The sequence below is a fragment of the Deinococcus indicus genome (assembly GCF_002198095.1).
In the GTDB taxonomy this organism is placed as follows: domain Bacteria; phylum Deinococcota; class Deinococci; order Deinococcales; family Deinococcaceae; genus Deinococcus; species Deinococcus caeni.
The window spans coordinates 436,004-451,847 of the sequence record NZ_NHMK01000009.1; the positions used below are offsets into that span (position 1 = coordinate 436,004).

Annotated in this window: 13 protein-coding genes; 7 read left to right on the forward strand and 6 right to left on the reverse strand. The window is 69.5% G+C overall.

Annotation, left to right across the window (positions count from 1 at the left end):
• Positions 1–311: 311 nt before the first annotated feature.
• Positions 312–488 (reverse strand): hypothetical protein, encoded by a 177-nt coding sequence (locus CBQ26_RS21735; RefSeq protein WP_172417917.1) that lies wholly within the window; start codon positions 486–488, stop codon positions 312–314.
• Positions 489–556: 68 nt separating this feature from the next.
• Here CBQ26_RS21735 and CBQ26_RS04625 point away from each other — a divergent pair, with 68 nt between their 5' ends.
• The 7 genes from CBQ26_RS04625 to CBQ26_RS04655 all read left to right on the forward strand — a co-directional run bounded on the left by CBQ26_RS04625 (position 557) and on the right by CBQ26_RS04655 (position 7,762).
• Positions 557–1,231 carry a hypothetical protein gene (locus CBQ26_RS04625; RefSeq protein WP_088247381.1) on the forward strand — a complete coding sequence of 225 codons (675 nt, stop codon included), beginning with the start codon at positions 557–559 and terminating at the stop codon, positions 1,229–1,231.
• Positions 1,232–1,292: 61 nt separating this feature from the next.
• A complete protein-coding gene (purB, locus tag CBQ26_RS04630) occupies positions 1,293–2,600 on the forward strand; it encodes an adenylosuccinate lyase (protein ID WP_088247382.1) in 1,308 nt (435 codons plus the stop codon).
• 185 nt (positions 2,601–2,785) lie between these two features.
• Positions 2,786–3,154 carry a phage holin family protein gene (locus CBQ26_RS04635; protein ID WP_088247383.1) on the forward strand — a complete coding sequence of 123 codons (369 nt, stop codon included), beginning with the start codon at positions 2,786–2,788 and terminating at the stop codon, positions 3,152–3,154.
• A 46-nt stretch (positions 3,155–3,200) separates the two neighbouring features.
• Positions 3,201–4,070 (forward strand): pantoate--beta-alanine ligase, encoded by an 870-nt coding sequence (gene panC / locus CBQ26_RS04640; RefSeq protein ID WP_172417955.1) that lies wholly within the window; start codon positions 3,201–3,203, stop codon positions 4,068–4,070.
• Positions 4,067–5,143, forward strand: a complete 1,077-nt coding sequence (locus tag CBQ26_RS04645; protein ID WP_088247385.1) for a type IV pilus twitching motility protein PilT — start codon at positions 4,067–4,069, stop codon at positions 5,141–5,143. The genes panC and CBQ26_RS04645 overlap by 4 nt, the downstream gene beginning before the upstream one ends.
• A 427-nt stretch (positions 5,144–5,570) precedes the next feature.
• Complete coding sequence (locus CBQ26_RS04650; protein WP_088247386.1) at positions 5,571–6,743, forward strand: ABC transporter ATP-binding protein; 1,173 nt, start codon at positions 5,571–5,573, stop codon at positions 6,741–6,743.
• 260 nt (positions 6,744–7,003) lie between these two features.
• The gene (locus CBQ26_RS04655) at positions 7,004–7,762 is read left to right on the forward strand and encodes an ABC transporter substrate-binding protein (RefSeq protein ID WP_088247387.1); all 759 of its coding nucleotides are present in this window, start codon (positions 7,004–7,006) and stop codon (positions 7,760–7,762) included.
• 252 nt (positions 7,763–8,014) lie between these two features.
• Here the strand turns inward: CBQ26_RS04655 and CBQ26_RS04660 are convergent, their stop codons facing one another.
• From CBQ26_RS04660 to CBQ26_RS04680, 5 genes are all read right to left on the reverse strand, one after another.
• Positions 8,015–9,223 carry an AI-2E family transporter gene (locus CBQ26_RS04660; protein WP_172417918.1) on the reverse strand — a complete coding sequence of 403 codons (1,209 nt, stop codon included), beginning with the start codon at positions 9,221–9,223 and terminating at the stop codon, positions 8,015–8,017.
• A 195-nt stretch (positions 9,224–9,418) separates the two neighbouring features.
• Positions 9,419–11,587, reverse strand: coding sequence for a TRAP transporter permease (locus tag CBQ26_RS04665; RefSeq protein ID WP_172417919.1), 2,169 nt, complete (start codon positions 11,585–11,587; stop codon positions 9,419–9,421).
• Positions 11,588–11,665: 78 nt separating this feature from the next.
• Positions 11,666–12,634, reverse strand: coding sequence for a TAXI family TRAP transporter solute-binding subunit (locus tag CBQ26_RS04670; protein ID WP_088247389.1), 969 nt, complete (start codon positions 12,632–12,634; stop codon positions 11,666–11,668).
• Between the two features lie 102 nt (positions 12,635–12,736).
• Entirely contained in the window at positions 12,737–13,978 is a 1,242-nt protein-coding gene (locus CBQ26_RS04675; RefSeq protein ID WP_088247390.1) for an MFS transporter, read from the reverse strand.
• A 75-nt stretch (positions 13,979–14,053) separates the two neighbouring features.
• Positions 14,054–15,706 (reverse strand): chloride channel protein, encoded by a 1,653-nt coding sequence (locus CBQ26_RS04680; protein WP_088247391.1) that lies wholly within the window; start codon positions 15,704–15,706, stop codon positions 14,054–14,056.
• Positions 15,707–15,844 lie beyond the last annotated feature (138 nt).

Consider the following 15,844-nt stretch of genomic DNA (forward strand, 5'->3'; position numbering starts at 1 on the left):
TCCGTATCAGCAATGGTGCGGACACCGTTCAAGGGCCAGAAGGGGGAAAGCATGGAACACGTCTTCTGTCACGCCATGCCTGCTCACCCCCTCCCAGCCTCCCCCCTCAAGGGGGAGGGGCAAACACTGGGTGTTCATCGCTGGTCTGCCCTGATCGCTGGTCTGCCCTGAAGTGATGAACCTGTCCGCACCACTGCTCGCGAATGCTGGCCAATCCGGGTCTATCACGGTGATTCGCTGAATTGGAGGAACATCCGTCCAGCCCGCTGGATCTCCGCGTCGAAGCTGCTTGAACCTGTCCGCACCATTGATCAGTCCTGCCCGCGCAGGCCGCGCAGCACCCGGAAGCCCAGGGCGTCCACCACGACCAGCGTCGCCAGCGACCCCAGGCCCGTCAGCCACTCGCCGCGCCCGAGTTGCAGGACCACGCTCATCAGGCCGCCCAGGTTGACGCTGACCAGCATCAGCACGACCAGCCCGATCAGCACGCCTGCCTCCCCGCACACTTCCACCCGTTCACGGACCGCAGTGTACCCGCGTCCCTCACACTGGAGGGGTGACCCTGCGCCCCCCCGCCCGTCCCGCCGCGCTGCCCCTCATCTGCGCGCTGCCCGTCCTGCTGTCCGGGTGCCTGCCCGCGCCGGTCGGCCCGGACCTGGGCGGCCTCGCGGCCGTGCCGGACGCCGCGTGGCAACCCGCCGACCTGATCGACCGCTCGCTCCTGCCGCAGTCGCGGGTGCTGCCGCTGCCCGAGGCGATCCGCCGCGCCCCGGTCGGCAGCGTGATCGTCGCCTGTCAGCACACCGGGGCCGTCTGGGGCGCCTGCACGCACCTGACCCGCAAGGTCAGCGCCGACAACCTCAGCGAGGAGACCGGCGTGATCGGCACCGGCGCGCGCCTGCGCCCGGTCTCCAGCCTGCTCGAACGTGACCTGATCCTGGTCATCGACGCGGGTGTCCGGGAGACGCACCTGCGCGCACTGAACGCCGAGATCCGCCGCCTGAGCGGCGCGCCGTACCAGCTGAACGGGCAGCTGAACGCCTTCGACTGCTCCACCTACCAGAACGCCCTGCAACGCGCTGCCGGCCTGCCGGACGCCGTGCCCTTCGACCCGAGCTGGCGGGCCTTCCTGCCGCTCGGGGCGCTGCGCGTGCCCGGCCACCGCCTGCTGTGGGCGGGAATCAGTGACCGCGTCACGCTCACGCCCCCCGACCCCGCCCCGGCCCGCTGACCGGCGCCCGGACTGGACACTGCTCGGCCCGCGCCTGCGTGGGCGTGTTAGCGTCGGGGGCGTGATTGACCGTTACCTGACCCCGGAAATGAAGGCCCTGTGGAGCGAGGCCAGCAAGTACCGCGCGTGGCTGCGCGTGGAACTGGCCGCCATGCACGCCCAGGCGAACCACGGCGAGGTGCCCGCCGAGGCGCACGCCGCCCTGACCGCCCGCAGCGAGGCCGACCCCCTGGACGACGCCTTTGCGCAGAAGGTCGCCGAGATCGAGGCCGTCACCCGCCACGACATCGTCGCCTTCACCCGCGCCCTGACCGAACGCTACGGCGAGGAAGCCCGCTTCGTTCACCACGGCCTGACCAGCACCGACGTGGTGGACACCGCCCAGAACCTGCTGCTGGACGAGGCGCTGGGCATCATCATCACGGACGCCGAGGCGCTGCGCGAGGTCTGCCGCACGCAGGCCGTGGCGTTCAAGCACACGCCCACTGTGGGCCGCACGCACGGCATTCACGCCGAACCCATGACCTTCGGCCTGAAGTTCCTGAACTGGATGGCCACCCTGGACCGCGACCTCGAACGCCTGCACGCCGCCCGCAAGCGCGTGCAGGTCGTCATGCTGTCCGGCAGCGTGGGCACGTACGCGCACGTCTCCCCGAAAGTCGAGGAGGAAGTCGCCGCCGCGTGGGGCTGGCAGGCCGCGCCCGTCACCAACCAGACCCTCGCCCGCGACCGTCACGCCGAGGTGCTCTCGGCCCTGGCGATCTTCGGCACGACCCTGGAACGCATCGCCGTGGAGATCCGCCACCTGCAACGCAGCGAGGTCCGCGAGGCCATGGAACCCTTCGGGAAGGGCCAGACCGGCAGTTCCTCCATGCCGCACAAGAAGAACCCCATCCTGACCGAGAACGTCACGGGCTTCGCGCGCCTTCTGCGCGGCTTCCTGACCACCGGCCTGGAGAACGTGGCCCTGTGGCACGAACGCGACATCAGCCACTCCAGCGCCGAACGCGTCATCCTGCCCGACGCCACGAGTGCGGCCAGTTACGCCGCGCGCCGCCTGACCGGCGTGCTGCGCGACCTCGTGGTGTTCCCGGACCGCATGCTGAAAAACCTGAACGACCTGGGCGGACTGGTGTTCAGCCAGCGCGTCCTGCACGCCCTGATCGACGAGAAAGGCATGATGCGCGAGGCCGCCTACACGCTGGTGCAGCGCAGCGCCCTCCGCAGCTGGGAGACGGGCGAGGGCCTGCGCGACCTGCTGAAAGCCGACCCGGAAAATCCCCTGAACGACGCGGAACTCGACGCCGCCTTCGACCTGGCGTGGTACCTGCGGCACGTGGACGACATCTACGCCCGCTTCGGACTGTAAACCGGTCGCGCGGACGCCGATGGAAGGGCCTGCACAGCCGTTCAATCCGGGCGGACGCGCCTCCTGATACGGACTCCGGCGCGCCGGGGGCGGGACCTCCCGGTGGGGGAGAGGCCCCCCCGGCGCGCTTTTTTCCTCGGGGGACGGTTCCATTCCGGGTGCGGCGCATCCCGTATCCTGCGGGTATGGGTTTCATTCTTCGGTTGCTGGTGAACGCACTGGCCCTGTACCTGCTGGCCCGCGTGTATGGCGGCGTGAGCTTCGAGCCGGGCGCGGACCTCGTGAGCGTCCTGATCGCCGCGGTGGTCATGGGCATCGTGAACGCCCTGATCCGCCCGGTGCTGCTGCTGCTGTCGCTGCCCGTGAACGTCCTGACGCTGGGCCTGTTCACGCTGGTCGTGAACGGCGTGGTGCTGTACCTCGTGGCGGCCGCCACCGCCCTGAACGTCGCGGGCTTCGGCGCGGCGATCATCGGGGCGATCATCCTGGCCGTGATCTCCTGGGTGCTGGACGCCGCCGTGGGCGCCCTGAAACTGGACGGTGGCCGGAATTAACGCCGTGACCCTCCCGCCCGAACCGCAGGTCAGCCCGCACCCCACCGTGATCACCGACCCCGCCGACCTGCGCGCCGCGTTGCGCGGGCACGCGGTGGCGTTCGTGCCCACCATGGGCGCCCTGCACGAGGGGCACGCGACCCTGATCCGCGCGGCGCGCGCGGCCGTGCCCGGCGGGCGCGTGGTCGTCAGCGTGTTCGTGAACCCCATGCAGTTCGGCCCGAACGAGGACCTCAGCCGCTACCCCCGCGACCTGGACGGCGACCGGCGCGTGGCGGGCGAGGCCGGCGCGGACCTGCTGTTCCACCCGGACGTGCCCACCATGTACCCGGACGGGTTCAGTACCAGCGTCAGCGTGTCCGGCGTCAGCGAACCGCTCGACGGCGCGGCCCGGCCCGGTCACTTCACGGGCGTGGCGACCGTCGTGCTGAAACTCCTGAACCTCGTCCGCCCGGACGTGGCGCTGTTCGGCGAGAAGGACTGGCAGCAGCTGGCCGTCGTGCGCCGCATGGTCCGCGACCTGAACCTGCCCGTGGACGTGCGCGGCGTGCCCACCGTCCGCGAGGACAGCGGACTGGCCCTCAGCAGCCGCAACGCCTACCTGAGCGCCGACCAGCGCGCCCAGGCGGCCGTGCTGTCGCGGGCGCTGCGGGCCGTGCAGGCCGCCTACGCGGACGGGGAGCGCCGAGGCGCCGCCCTGCGGCAGGCCGGGCTGGACGTCCTGACCACCGCCGCCGACCTGAGCCTGGACTACCTGAGCGTCGTGGGCAGTGACATGCATGAAAGGGAAATCATGGACAATGACCCCATGAACCGCGTCCTCGTGGCCGCCCGCATGTTCGGGGTCCGGCTGATCGACAACATGCCCCTCGCCGCCCACGTTGCAGCCGGCCAGTCCACGGTGAGCCCGGCGTGACCCTCGACGAGCTGCTGCGCGAGATGGTCACCCGCCGCGCCTCGGACGTGCACCTCCAGGCCGGCAGTCCCCCCATGGGCCGCATCGACGGGCAGCTCGTCCCGTTCGGCACGCAGCCGCTCATGCCGCCCGACACGCAACTGCTGGCGCAGGCCCTGATGACCGCCGACCAGTGGGACGACTTCACGTACCGCAACGAACTCGACCTCGCGTACAGCGTCTCGGGGCTGGGCCGTTTCCGCTGCAACGTGTTCCGGCAGCGCGGCGCGGTCGGCATGGTCATGCGCATCGTCTCGGACGCCATTCCTGGTTTCGATGCGCTGGGCCTCCCGGCCGACGTGCTGCGCCAGCTGGCCGACGCGCCGCGCGGCCTGATCCTCGTGACCGGCCCCACCGGCAGCGGCAAGACCACGACCCTGGCCAGCCTGATCGATCACATCAACCGCTCGTTCGCGTACAACATCATCACGGTCGAGGATCCCATCGAGATCCTGCACAAGAACAAGAAGAGCATCGTCGTGCAGCGCGAGATCGGCAGCGACACCCGCGACTTCCGCACCGCCCTGAAGTACGCCATGCGCCAGGACCCGGACGTGATCATGATCGGCGAGATGCGCGACAAGGAAACCGTCGAGGCCGCCCTGAGCGCCGCGCAGACCGGTCACCTCGTCCTGAGCACCCTGCACACCCAGGACGCCGTGCGCAGCGTGAACCGCGTCATCGACTTCTTCCCGCCCTACGAGCGCGATCAGGTGCGCCTGCAACTGGCCGAATCGCTGGTCGGCATCATCAGCCAGCGCCTGCTGCGCCGCGCGGACGGCGTGGGCCGCGTGCTGGGCCTGGAAATCATGATGAACACCCCCCTGATCCAGGAGTACGTGAAAGACGAGGACAAGACCCACCTGATCAAGGACGCCCTGATCGAGGACAACATCCGCGGCATGCACACCTTCGACCAGCACCTGTCGCAGCTGTACCGCAACACCCTGATCACCATGGACGAGGCCCTGGCCGCCGCGACCAGCCCGCACGAACTGAAACTGATGCTCACCCGCAGCGGCGTCGCGTACTGACCCGCACCGGTCCTCCTGAGCCGCCCCCGCCCGTCCGTCCGGCCACCTGCGCCGCCGCGCGTGGTCGGGGGCGGGTCACTGTCTGTACACCGGCCCTGATACGGGTTCCGTTTGTTTCGCCAACAATCCGGAACGTCACCGCCCCTGCCGGCTCCACGTCCGGAACCCGTTTCTCTCCTGCTCTGCGGAGCAGCTCTACGAGTCGCATCCGCTCCGATTGAACGGGCTTTACAGCCCATTCAATCGGAGTTCGTATGACCGGGAGTGGCAACGTCTGGACGGCGTGGTAGACTGTCGGCTGTCAGCAAGGCGTCAGCGTAAACCCCGGGCATTCTCGTTCATGCACCCCGGTTACCCGATCTCCAACCCCGGTTTCACGGGCGTTGGGCCACTCGCGGGTAAGAGTAGGGGCAAAGGTAGGCACACCATGGCAGAAGTCATCCTCGAGCACATCAACAAGCGCTACGGCAGCAAGCACCACGCGGTGAAGGACTTCAACCTGCACATCCAGGACCGTGAATTCATGGTCTTCGTCGGGCCGTCCGGCTGCGGGAAGTCCACCACGCTGCGCATGATCGCCGGCCTCGAAGACATCAGTGACGGCATCCTGAAGATCGGCGACCGCGTCGTGAACGACGTGCCGCCCAAGGACCGCGACATCGCCATGGTGTTCCAGAACTACGCCCTGTACCCGCACATGAACGTGTACGACAACATGGCCTTCGGCCTGAAGCTGCGCAAGACGCCCAAGGACGAGATCGACCGCCGCGTGCGCGAGGCCGCCAAGATCCTCCAGATGGAGCACCTGCTGGGCCGCAAACCCAAGGAACTGTCCGGCGGTCAGCGTCAGCGCGTCGCGATGGGCCGCGCCATCGTCCGCGAGCCGAAAGTCTTCCTGATGGACGAGCCGCTCTCCAACCTGGACGCCAAACTGCGCGTCGAGATGCGCTCGCAGATCAGCCAGCTGCACCGCCGCCTGGGCGCCACCATCGTGTACGTGACCCACGATCAGGTCGAGGCCATGACGCTCGGCAACCGCATCGTCGTCATGCGTGACGGCGTGATCATGCAGGTCGACACGCCCATGAACCTCTACGACTTCCCGCAGAACAAGTTCGTGGCCGGTTTCATCGGCAGCCCCAGCATGAACTTCGTGACCGCCCGCATCCAGAACGGCGAGTTCGTGATCGGCCAGAACCGCGTGGCCCCCATGGGCCGCCTCGCCCAGAGCGTCAAGGCCTACGAGGGCAAGGACGTGTTCATGGGCATCCGCCCCGAGCACGTCGGCGTGGTCGGCATGAGCGACCTGCCGCACGGCACCAACGTCCTGAAGGGTCAGGTCGTGGTCGTCGAGCCGCTCGGCGCGCAGACCGACCTGATCATCGACGTGAACGGCCAGAACCTGACCGTGAAGGTCGAGGGGCAGGCGACCGTGCTGCCCGGCGACCCCATCGAACTGCTGATCGACCAGACCCGCATGCACGCCTTCGACGCCACCACCGAGGCCGCCGTCGACCGGGGCACGCCCGCCGGCACGCGCGGTCAGGCCGACACCCCCGGCCTGGGCTACGAGTACACCCACGCCGTCAGCGCCGACTGACCCCCCGGCCGGGGGGATCCCTCCGGCATAAACGACCAGAGCGCGCCACCGGGCTGGAACCCGGTGGCGCGCTACTCGTTCCATGTGGATGGGCGCCCCCTCTTCATGTTCTGGGCCTTGCGGCCTTGCAGTCAGACATCTTCGTGGCAGGTGTTTACCTGCCCTTCATGCGGCGCTAGACTCAGGCACCCATTACTGCGCCCGCTCGACGGCCCGGTCTGCCTCAGGCAGACGGACCCCGCACCGGACAAGGAGTTCCCATGAAGAAAGCACTGCTGACCCTGACCGCCCTGGCCCTGCTCGCCACGACCGCGCAGGCCCGTTCCTGGGAAGAGATCAAGAAGAGCGGCACCATCAAGATCGCCACCGAGGGCGCGTTCCCGCCCTTCAACGTCGTCAAGGGCAAGGAACTGACGGGCTTCGAGGTGGACCTCGCCAACCAGCTGGCCCGTCAGCTGGGCCTGAAGGTCCAGTGGGTCACGCAGCCCTTCGACAGCCTGCTGATCGGCCTGCAGCAGGACCGCTACGACTTCGTGATCGCCAGCCACGGCATCACGCCCGAACGCGCGAAGGCCGTGGATTTCAGCAGCCCGCACTACTGCACGGGCGGCGCCATCGTCAGCCGCACCGGCGGCCCGAAAACCGCCGCCGACCTGAAAGGCAAGACGGTCGCCGTGCAGGTCGGCACGACGTACCTCGAGAACGTCCGCAAGGTGCCGGGCATCAAGGAAGTCAAGACCTTCCCCAAGGACACCGACGCGCAGGCCGCGCTCATGGCGGGCCGCGTGGACGCCTGGGTGGGCGACAAGTTCACGGGTCTGGACCTCGTGAAAGCCCAGAAGGGCAAACTGGCCGCCGGGAACCTGCTGTTCAACGAACGGATCGGCATGGCCGTCAGGAAGGGCAACGCGGGCCTGCTGAAAGAACTGAACGCCGCGCTCACCAAGTCCCTCAGCGACGGCAGTTACGCCAAGCTGAGCGGGCAGTACTTCGGCACGGACGTCCGCTGCCGTAACTGAGACGGACTCCGGTTGAATGGGCTGCAAAGCCCGTTCAATCCGAGCGGATGCGAGTGGGAGAGAAACGGGTTCCGGACGTGGAGCCGGCAATCCGGTAACGTTCCGGATTGTCGGCGAAACAAACGGAATCCGTCTGATACGGACTCCGATTGAATGGGCTGCAAAGCCCGTTCCATCCGGTGCTGCGGTCCTGAACACGGAGGCGTCGGGGGTGTTCCCTGACGCCTCCTGTGGTGTGCCGGGCCACCTGGGTCAGGGGCCGGCGGATTCCGGCGGGACGGCGCCGGCGCTGCCCCGGTAGGCGCGGCTGGTCATCCAGTAGCGTTCCATCCAGCGTTTCAGCAGGGTCGCGAACGGCACGGCCAGAATCGCGCCCGTGACGCCCGCGACGGCCAGTCCGACCAGCAGCGAGATCAGGATCGCGGCCGGGCTGAGGCGGACGGTGCGGCCCATGATCAGCGGTCCCAGGACGTTGCCCTGCAACTGGTTGATGATGAAGTACAGCAGCGCGACGAGCGCGACCGTCCCGGCGCCCTGTCCGACGGCCAGCAGCATCGGTATGGCGGCCGCCACGACGATGCCCACGTAGGGAATCAGGCTCAGCAGGCCGCTCAGCAGGCCCAGCGCCAGGGCGTTCGGGACGCCCAGTCCGATCAGGCCGGCGCTGGCGAGGACGGCCGTGGCGACCATCAGGAGCAGCTGGCCGCGCAGGAACCCGCCGAAGGAGCCGCTGACGTCTTCGGACAGGCGCAGCACGGTGGGCTGCCAGCGGCGCGGGAAGACGCGCAGCAGGCCGTGCCCGACCCGGTCGTAGTCGAGCATGAAGTACATGGCGAGCGTCACGATGAATCCTGCCTGTCCCAGCCAGCCGACTAGGTACGTCAGGGTGCCCAGCACGTCCGGTCCGGCGCTGACGAGCCGTTCGAGCAGCAGGCCGGTGTTCGTGGTGAGGTTCGCGGTCTGCTCGTCGATGTACTTCGAGAGGCTGTCCTTGATGCCTTCGGCGCCTTTGACGCTGTCCAGCCGGTCGAGGCTGGCGTTCACGAGATCCTTGAGGTTCCGCGCGAGATCCGGCAGGCCGTTGATCAGGCCCGTCACCTGCGAACTGACGGTCATGAACAGCAGGGTGGTCACGGCCAGCGTCAGGACGACGATCAGCAGCACGCCCACCATGCGGCTCACGCGGCGGCGTTCCAGCCAAGACAGGACCGGGTTGGCCAGGAACGCCAGCCCGTAGGCGACGAGGACCGTCACGATCACGCTGGTCAGCAGCTGCGACCACCACAGGACGGTGCGCGCGCCCACGACCAGCAGCGCGGCGTACACGATCAGCCGGACTGCGGGGCGCTGCCACAGGGCGCGCAGCAGTTCCGGAACGGTCCGGGCCTGCCGCCAGTCCGCTGCCGGGACCGCCCGGCGCGGCGCGGAAGAAGAGGAGGGGGAAGGGGAGGGGGAGCTCACGCTTTCCATCCTGCCACCCCCGCCCCGGCAGAGAAACGCCCCGGACAGGCAACCGGGGCGTTGATGCTTGGGTGTTTCTTCAGGCAACCCTGAAGTCATACGGATTCCGTTTGTTTCGCTGACAGATCGGAACATCACCGATCTGCCAGCTGCACGCCCGGAACCCGTTCTTCTCCTACGCGCTCCGAGTCTGTATCAGCTGGGGACCGGCGTGACCGGGGGCTGCGCGGGCGGTTCGGAACGCGCGGCGGCCTTCTGCCAGAAGTACACGGCGGCGATCAGTGCGAGCGCCGCGAGGTTCCACACCAGCGCGCTCGGGATGATCAGCATGAACGACGCGATCAGCAGCAGCAGCATCTGCACGGGGTTCGTGCGGCGGTGCAGGAACCGCATGGTCGCGGCCGTGAACGCCACCAGTCCCAGGAACGCGAACACGATCATGGGGACGGCCTCAGTGAAGCTCAGGCCGCTCAGGCGGCCGCCCGCGATCAGCAGCAGCGGCGGGTTGAAGAACATCATGTACGCCAGCAGCGCCGTGCGCAGCTCGTACTTGAAGGCCTGCACGCCGGTCGCGACCGGGTTCCCGCCGCTGATGGCGGCCGCCGCGAAGGCCGCGAGCGCCACCGGCGGGGTGCTGTCCGCCATGATCCCGAAGTAGAACACGAACATGTGGACGGGCAGCATCTCGGCCGGGTTGCCGGTGTCCAGGCCCGCGACCTTGGCGATGATCGGCACGATCAGGGCGCTCATCAGGATGTAGTTCGCGGTGGTGGGCAGGCCCATGCCCAGGATCAGGGCGATCAGCTGCGCCATGACCAGCACGATCAGGATCGCGGCGAAGCCCGCGACCTCGGGTCCCGCGAAGCCCAGCAGGGAGCGCACGCCGTCGCTGGCGAGCTGCACGATGTCGGCCAGTCCGAAGCCCAGGCCCGTGATGGTCACGATGCCCACGATGATCCCGGCGGCGGCCGTGGCGATGGCGATGCCGATCATGGACCGCGCGCCGCCCTCGAAAGCCTCGATCAGTTTGCGGCCGCCGTCCAGCAGGCCCCGGTGCGCGCCGCGCCCGTCACGCGCGGCGAAGAAGGCCTCCTGAACGAACATCATGCCGATCATCATGAAGATGGTGTTCAGCGCCACGCGTTCCGGGGTGGCTTCCGGGTTGATGGTCAGCGTGCCGATCAGGTACCCCAGCGGCAGCAGGTAGTACCAGCCGGACAGCAGCGTCTGCCGGACGCGCGGCAGTTCGTTTCTGGGCAGGCCCCGCAGGTTCAGTTTCAGCGCCTCGATATGCGTGGCGACCAGCAGCGCCCCGTAACACAGGAACGCCGGGATGGCCGCCGCCAGGATCAGGGTGCGGTACTCGATGTTCAGGTTCTGCGCCATGATGAACGCCGCCGCGCCCATCACGGGCGGCATCAGCTGGCCGTTGCTGGAACTGGCGACCTCGATCGCCCCAGCCTTCTCGGCGCTGTACCCGACGCGTTTCATGGTGCCGATGGTGATGTTCCCGCCGGTCACGACGTTACTGACCGCCGACCCCGAAATGATGCCGTTCAGGGCGCTGCTCAGGACGCTGGCCTTGGCCGGGCCGCCCCGGAAGCCGCCGAGCAGGCCCTGCGCGACGTTCATGAACCACTCGCCGGCTCCCAGCTTGTCGAAGATCGCGCCGAACAGCACGAACAGGAACACGATCTGGGCCGACACGCCGATGGCCGTTCCGAAGATGCCCTCGGTGTTCGCGAACAGCTGCCCCACCACCTGCGGCCAGGTCTGCCCGGCGTGCAGTTGCAGCTGCGGCCCCAGGTCACCCCGGATCAGGCCGCGCGGGCCGGTCAGGGCGTACAGCATGAACACGCCCGCCACGATCGGCATGGCGATCCCGATGGTGCGCCACGCGGCCAGGAGCAGCAGGATCACCATGCCGCTGCCCACCCACACGTCGGTGGGGTTCAGGACGGCGCCCTGCTCGCCGGCGATCTTCGGGTACTGCGTGATCAGGTACGCGGCGGTGCCGGTCGCGCCGATGCCCAGCACCCAGTCGTACCAGGGCACGCGCGTCTGCGGGCGGCCCGGCGTCTTGCGGAAGGGAAACACCAGGTACGCCAGGAAGAAGGCGAAGCCCAGGTGCGTGGCGCGCAGGGTCAGGGTGTCGATGTTGCCGACCTGCGCGGCGTACATCTGGTACAGGCACCACGCCACGGCGACCACCGTGACGAGGGGCCGCTGCCAGCCGCCGAGTTTACGGCCGCCGGTTTCGGCCGCCTCGACCATCTCCAGGGCGCGGCGTTCGCCGTCGGTCATCTCGGTGCCGGGCGGGGTGAGGGTGGGGTCGGTACTGATCGGTCGGGTGGGGTCACTCATGGGTTCCTCGGTGTGGGTTCAAGGCGAGGGGGCCAGCGTCCCTCACGGCTGCTGGCCCCGGCTGGTCGCCCGGAGGGCTTACTTGACGTTCAGGCCCTTTTCCTTGAAGAACTTCACGGCGCCCGCGTGCAGCGGCGCGGGAATTCCCTTGACGGCCTTGGCGTAACTGAAGTTGCTGTTCAGGCTGGGGTGCAGGCCCTTCACGTCGGCCTCGCTGTCGAAGATGGCCTTCATGGCGCGGTACACGGCGTCCTCGCTGAGGGCCGTGCTGGTCACCAGGGTCGCCTGCACGGCCACGCTGGGCACGGTGGCGCCCACGCCCTTGTAGCTCTTGGCGGGCACGTTGAAACGCACGTAGAAGGGGTACTTCTTGATCAGGCTGGCCGCCTGGTTGCCGCTGACCGGGACCATGTTCACGTCCACCGTCTGCGCGATCTGGCTGATGGCGCTGGCGCCCACGCCCACCGTGTAGAACAGCGCGTCGGCGCGCTTGTCCTGCATCAGGGTGATGCCCTGCGCGGGGGACACGCGCAGCGCCTGCCCCAGGTCGTCGAAGCCCAGACCGTAGGCCTCCATGACCTGCTTGGCGGTCAGTTCCGTGCCGGACCCCAGGTCACCGATCACCACGCGCTTGCCTTTCAGGTCCGCGATGGTCTTGATGCCGCTGTCCTTGCGGGCCACGACGTGCAGGACCTCGGGGTAGAGGACGGCCATGGTGCGCAGCTTGCTGTTCGCCTTGCCCTGGAAGGCCTGCAGGCCCGTGCCCTTGTAGGCGTAGTACACGACGTCGTTCTGCGCGACGGCCGCGTCGAGTTCGCCGCTGGCGATGGCGTTCATGTTGAACACGCTGCCGCCGGTCGAGCGGGCATTGGCGCGCACGCCGTTGCCGGCGTCGTTGACCATCTTGGCCATGCCGGTCGCGACCGGGAAGTACACGCCGGTGGTGCTGCCGGACCCGATGGTGAGGAACGTGGTGCCCTGCGCCAGCGCGGCGGCGGTCACGCCGAGAATCAGGACAGCGGTCAGCTGACGGGTGCGTTTGTTCATGGGGTCCTCCAGGGGGTGGCGCAGGAACGGAACCGTTCTCTGCAGCCGGGTTGAGAATAGCCCTCATGCTACCACGCTCCCCTGGCAGCAGAACGGTCCGGTTCAGGCGTCCCGGCGCAGTTTTCCGCACTGCCACCACGCGGCGGCGCACAGCGCGCCACTGAGCGCGAACACCGGCGTGTACCCCACCCGGTCGGCCAGCAGGCCCCCCAGGACCGGCGTGAACAGCGCCGCGCCGACCAGCGTGTTCAGCGTTCCGATGTAGCGGCTGCGGGCGTGCTCCGGGGCGATGTTCAGCAGGTGGTTCGTGTGCCCCAGGTTGAAGCCCTGCGTCGCCACACTGGACAGCACGAACACCCCCAGGTACGCCCAGGCGTTCAGGCCCAGCGCGCCCACCGCGACGGCGTACAGCGGCGCCAGTCCGTAGCAGACGCTGGCGTACCGGATGATGCGCCGCGACCCCTTGCGCTCCGCGACCCGCTGCCACACGATGTTCGACAGTGGGGCCGCGCCGGTCAGCGCCATGACGAAGATGCCCAGCGTGGCCGCCGGGTAGTGCAGTTCACGCAGCGCGTTCACTGCGAAGAACGGCTCGCTCATGCTGGCCCCCGCCAGCAGCAGCCGCACCGTCAGGAACGCCCGGAAGTGCGGGTCGCGCAGCGTCTCCGGAATGGCCCGCAGTTCCCCGCGCAGCCCCAGCGCGAGCAGCGGCGGGTCCGGGGGTTCCTTCACCAGCCCGAACACCCAGTACCCGAACGTGAACGCCGCCGTACCCAGCGCGAAGATCAGCGCGTAATTCAGCGGGAACGGCAGGTCCGACGCCAGAATCCAGCGGACCAGCAGGCCCGCCGCGAACGCCAGCAGCCCCCCGTACAGGTTGCGCGTCCCGAAGAACCGGGGGCGCCGCCCGGCCGGGACGGTCTTGCTGACCACCTCCAGAAAGGGCAGGCCCGACACGCCGGACGCCAGGGCATTGAGCATCATGGCGAGTACGAACAGCGTCAGGCACAGCGCCGGGTTATGGCTCAGCAGCGCCGCGATCAGGACCATCGCCACGTACGTGCCGGTCCGCACGAGCGCCGCCGAGCGGTACACCGGCAGCTTGAACGGCAGGCTGCGCACCCGCGCCGCTACCAGCAGCTGCGGCAGCATCCACCCGCCCGCCGCGATGGCCGGCAGCAGCCCGATCACCCAGTTGGGCGCCCCCAGCCGCGCGGCGAAGCCCACCACGACCACCGACACGTTCAGGAACCCGTCCCCGGTGAACACGGCCCAGCCGTTCAGGATGCCCAGCCGTTCGTTCCGGTCCCAGGCGCGGGGGGGCGCAGGCGTCATGCGGGGCATTATCCGCGTCCGGCGGGGCGGGGAGCGCCCAACCGGGTGGCCCGGTTCCGTATGCCGGGACGCTCCGGGCCCGGTTCAGCTGCCGGGCAGGCGCAGGATGCCTTCCAGCGCGCTGTACGCGTCCGGGCGGGCCAGGAACACCAGTTCGTCCTGCGAGGTCAGGCGCAACTCCGGGCGGGGCAGCCGCACCGCGCCGTCACGCACCACGCCCACGACCTCCACGCCGGGCGGCAGGCTCAGCAGGCTCAGGCGCGCGCCACGCCAGCTGGGCGGCACGCCCCGGCGGTACAGTTCCCGCTCGGCGGTCGGGCCGGGCAGCAGGTCCGTGTCCAGCGGCGCGTCCGTTCCGGCGGCGGGGACCGGCGCGTCGAACGGCACGCCCGGCTGGTCCGCCACGCCCCGCCGGATGATGCGGCGTTCCGGCAGCCACCCGGAACTGGCGTGCACGGCGCTGTCCCGGCGCGACTGGATCTGCGACGGCACGAGGCCGCTGGTGCCGCTCAGCAGGTGGGCCACCCCACTGGCGACCAGCGCCAGCGGCAGCAGCGTCTCGCCACCCCACGCGACCGCCAGCAGCGCCGCCGCGAGCGGCACGTTCAGCGTGACGGTCAGGAACGCCACGGCCCCCACCATGCTGCCGGTCGCGGTATCCACGCCCAGCAGGCTGCTCAGGCCCGCGCCCAGCAGGCCGCCCACGGCCACGGACGGCAGCACCCCGCCGCCCAGCGCGATCTGCGCGCCCAGCGCCAGCAGCAGCCAGCGCCACGCGCCCTGCCCGATGCCCTCGGCGCCCACGAACCCGGCGGCGCCCAGCTGCACCCAGCCGCTCCCGTCGCCCAGCACGGTCGGCGTGCTCAGCAGCGCGATCCCGGCCGTCAGCGCCCCGAAGGTCAGGCCCAGCAGCGGCCGGTAGCGTCCCTCGGTCCAGGCGTCCGGCACGACCCGGCAGGCCAGCAGCGACAGCCAGCCCAGCAGCGTGGCGGCCAGCGCCACCAGCACGAACGACAGCACCTGCGACCCGGCCGGCACCTGAACGTCCGGGAACGACAGCAGCGGCGCGAACCCGAACGCCAGTCCGTACACGGCCGTGCCGGCCACGGCGGCCAGCACGCAGGGCATCAGCACCTCGAACTCGAACTCGAAGCGGCGGTACAGCACCTCGGCGATCAGCACGGCGGCGGCCAGCGGGGCGTGCAGCACCGCGCCCAGCGCCGCCGCCGCGCCCGCCAGGGTCAGGGTGCGGACCTCCACGGCGTCCAGCCGCGCGACGCGCTGCATCAGGCGCGCGCCCAGCTGACCGGTCATGGTGAACGCCGCGTCCCGCCCGACCAGCAGGCCCGACCCGTACGCCAGGACGGTCGCCAGCAGCGTCCGCGCCTGCACGAGCGGGCCGGGCCACTGCCCGCGCGCGTGGTAGCCGCGCACGAGCTGCGTGAGCGGGTCGCCGCTGCGGGCCGGGACCAGCCACGCGTACAGCGCCCCCACGGCCGGCAGCAGCGCCAGCCCCCACGGGCCGGCGGTGCCGAAGGCCATCATCAGGCCGCCCTCGCCGGTCGTGCCGGGCGGCGCGTAGTCCGTGATCAGCGTGCCCAGCCGCACGGCGGCGTCCAGGATCAGGCGCAGGATGATACTCAGGCCGCCCACCAGCGCGCCCAGCAGAACACTGAGCACCACCAGCCGCCCGGTTTCCAGACGGTTGAGCACGGCGCGGGGCAGGGGAGAACGCATTGCCCGCCATGCTAGAGCATTTGCCTCCCAGCGGCACGGGCCGCGCCACGGCCGGCCGGGACCGGACAACATGAACCTCCGCTTAACCCGCCGGGCCTCCACGCGGCGGCGCGGCGGCGCGTAAGATACACAGCGGTC

Coding starts and splice junctions, on each gene's coding strand:
- CBQ26_RS04635 (WP_088247383.1), top strand. CDS start 2,786: ATGGGTTTCATTCTTCGGTTGCTGGTGAACGCACTGGCCCTGTACCTG.
- CBQ26_RS04650 (WP_088247386.1), top strand. CDS start 5,571: ATGGCAGAAGTCATCCTCGAGCACATCAACAAGCGCTACGGCAGCAAG.
- CBQ26_RS04670 (WP_088247389.1), bottom strand. CDS start 12,634: ATGAACAAACGCACCCGTCAGCTGACCGCTGTCCTGATTCTCGGCGTG.
- CBQ26_RS04655 (WP_088247387.1), top strand. CDS start 7,004: ATGAAGAAAGCACTGCTGACCCTGACCGCCCTGGCCCTGCTCGCCACG.
- CBQ26_RS04680 (WP_088247391.1), bottom strand. CDS start 15,706: ATGCGTTCTCCCCTGCCCCGCGCCGTGCTCAACCGTCTGGAAACCGGG.
- CBQ26_RS04675 (WP_088247390.1), bottom strand. CDS start 13,978: ATGCCCCGCATGACGCCTGCGCCCCCCCGCGCCTGGGACCGGAACGAA.
- CBQ26_RS04665 (WP_172417919.1), bottom strand. CDS start 11,587: ATGAGTGACCCCACCCGACCGATCAGTACCGACCCCACCCTCACCCCG.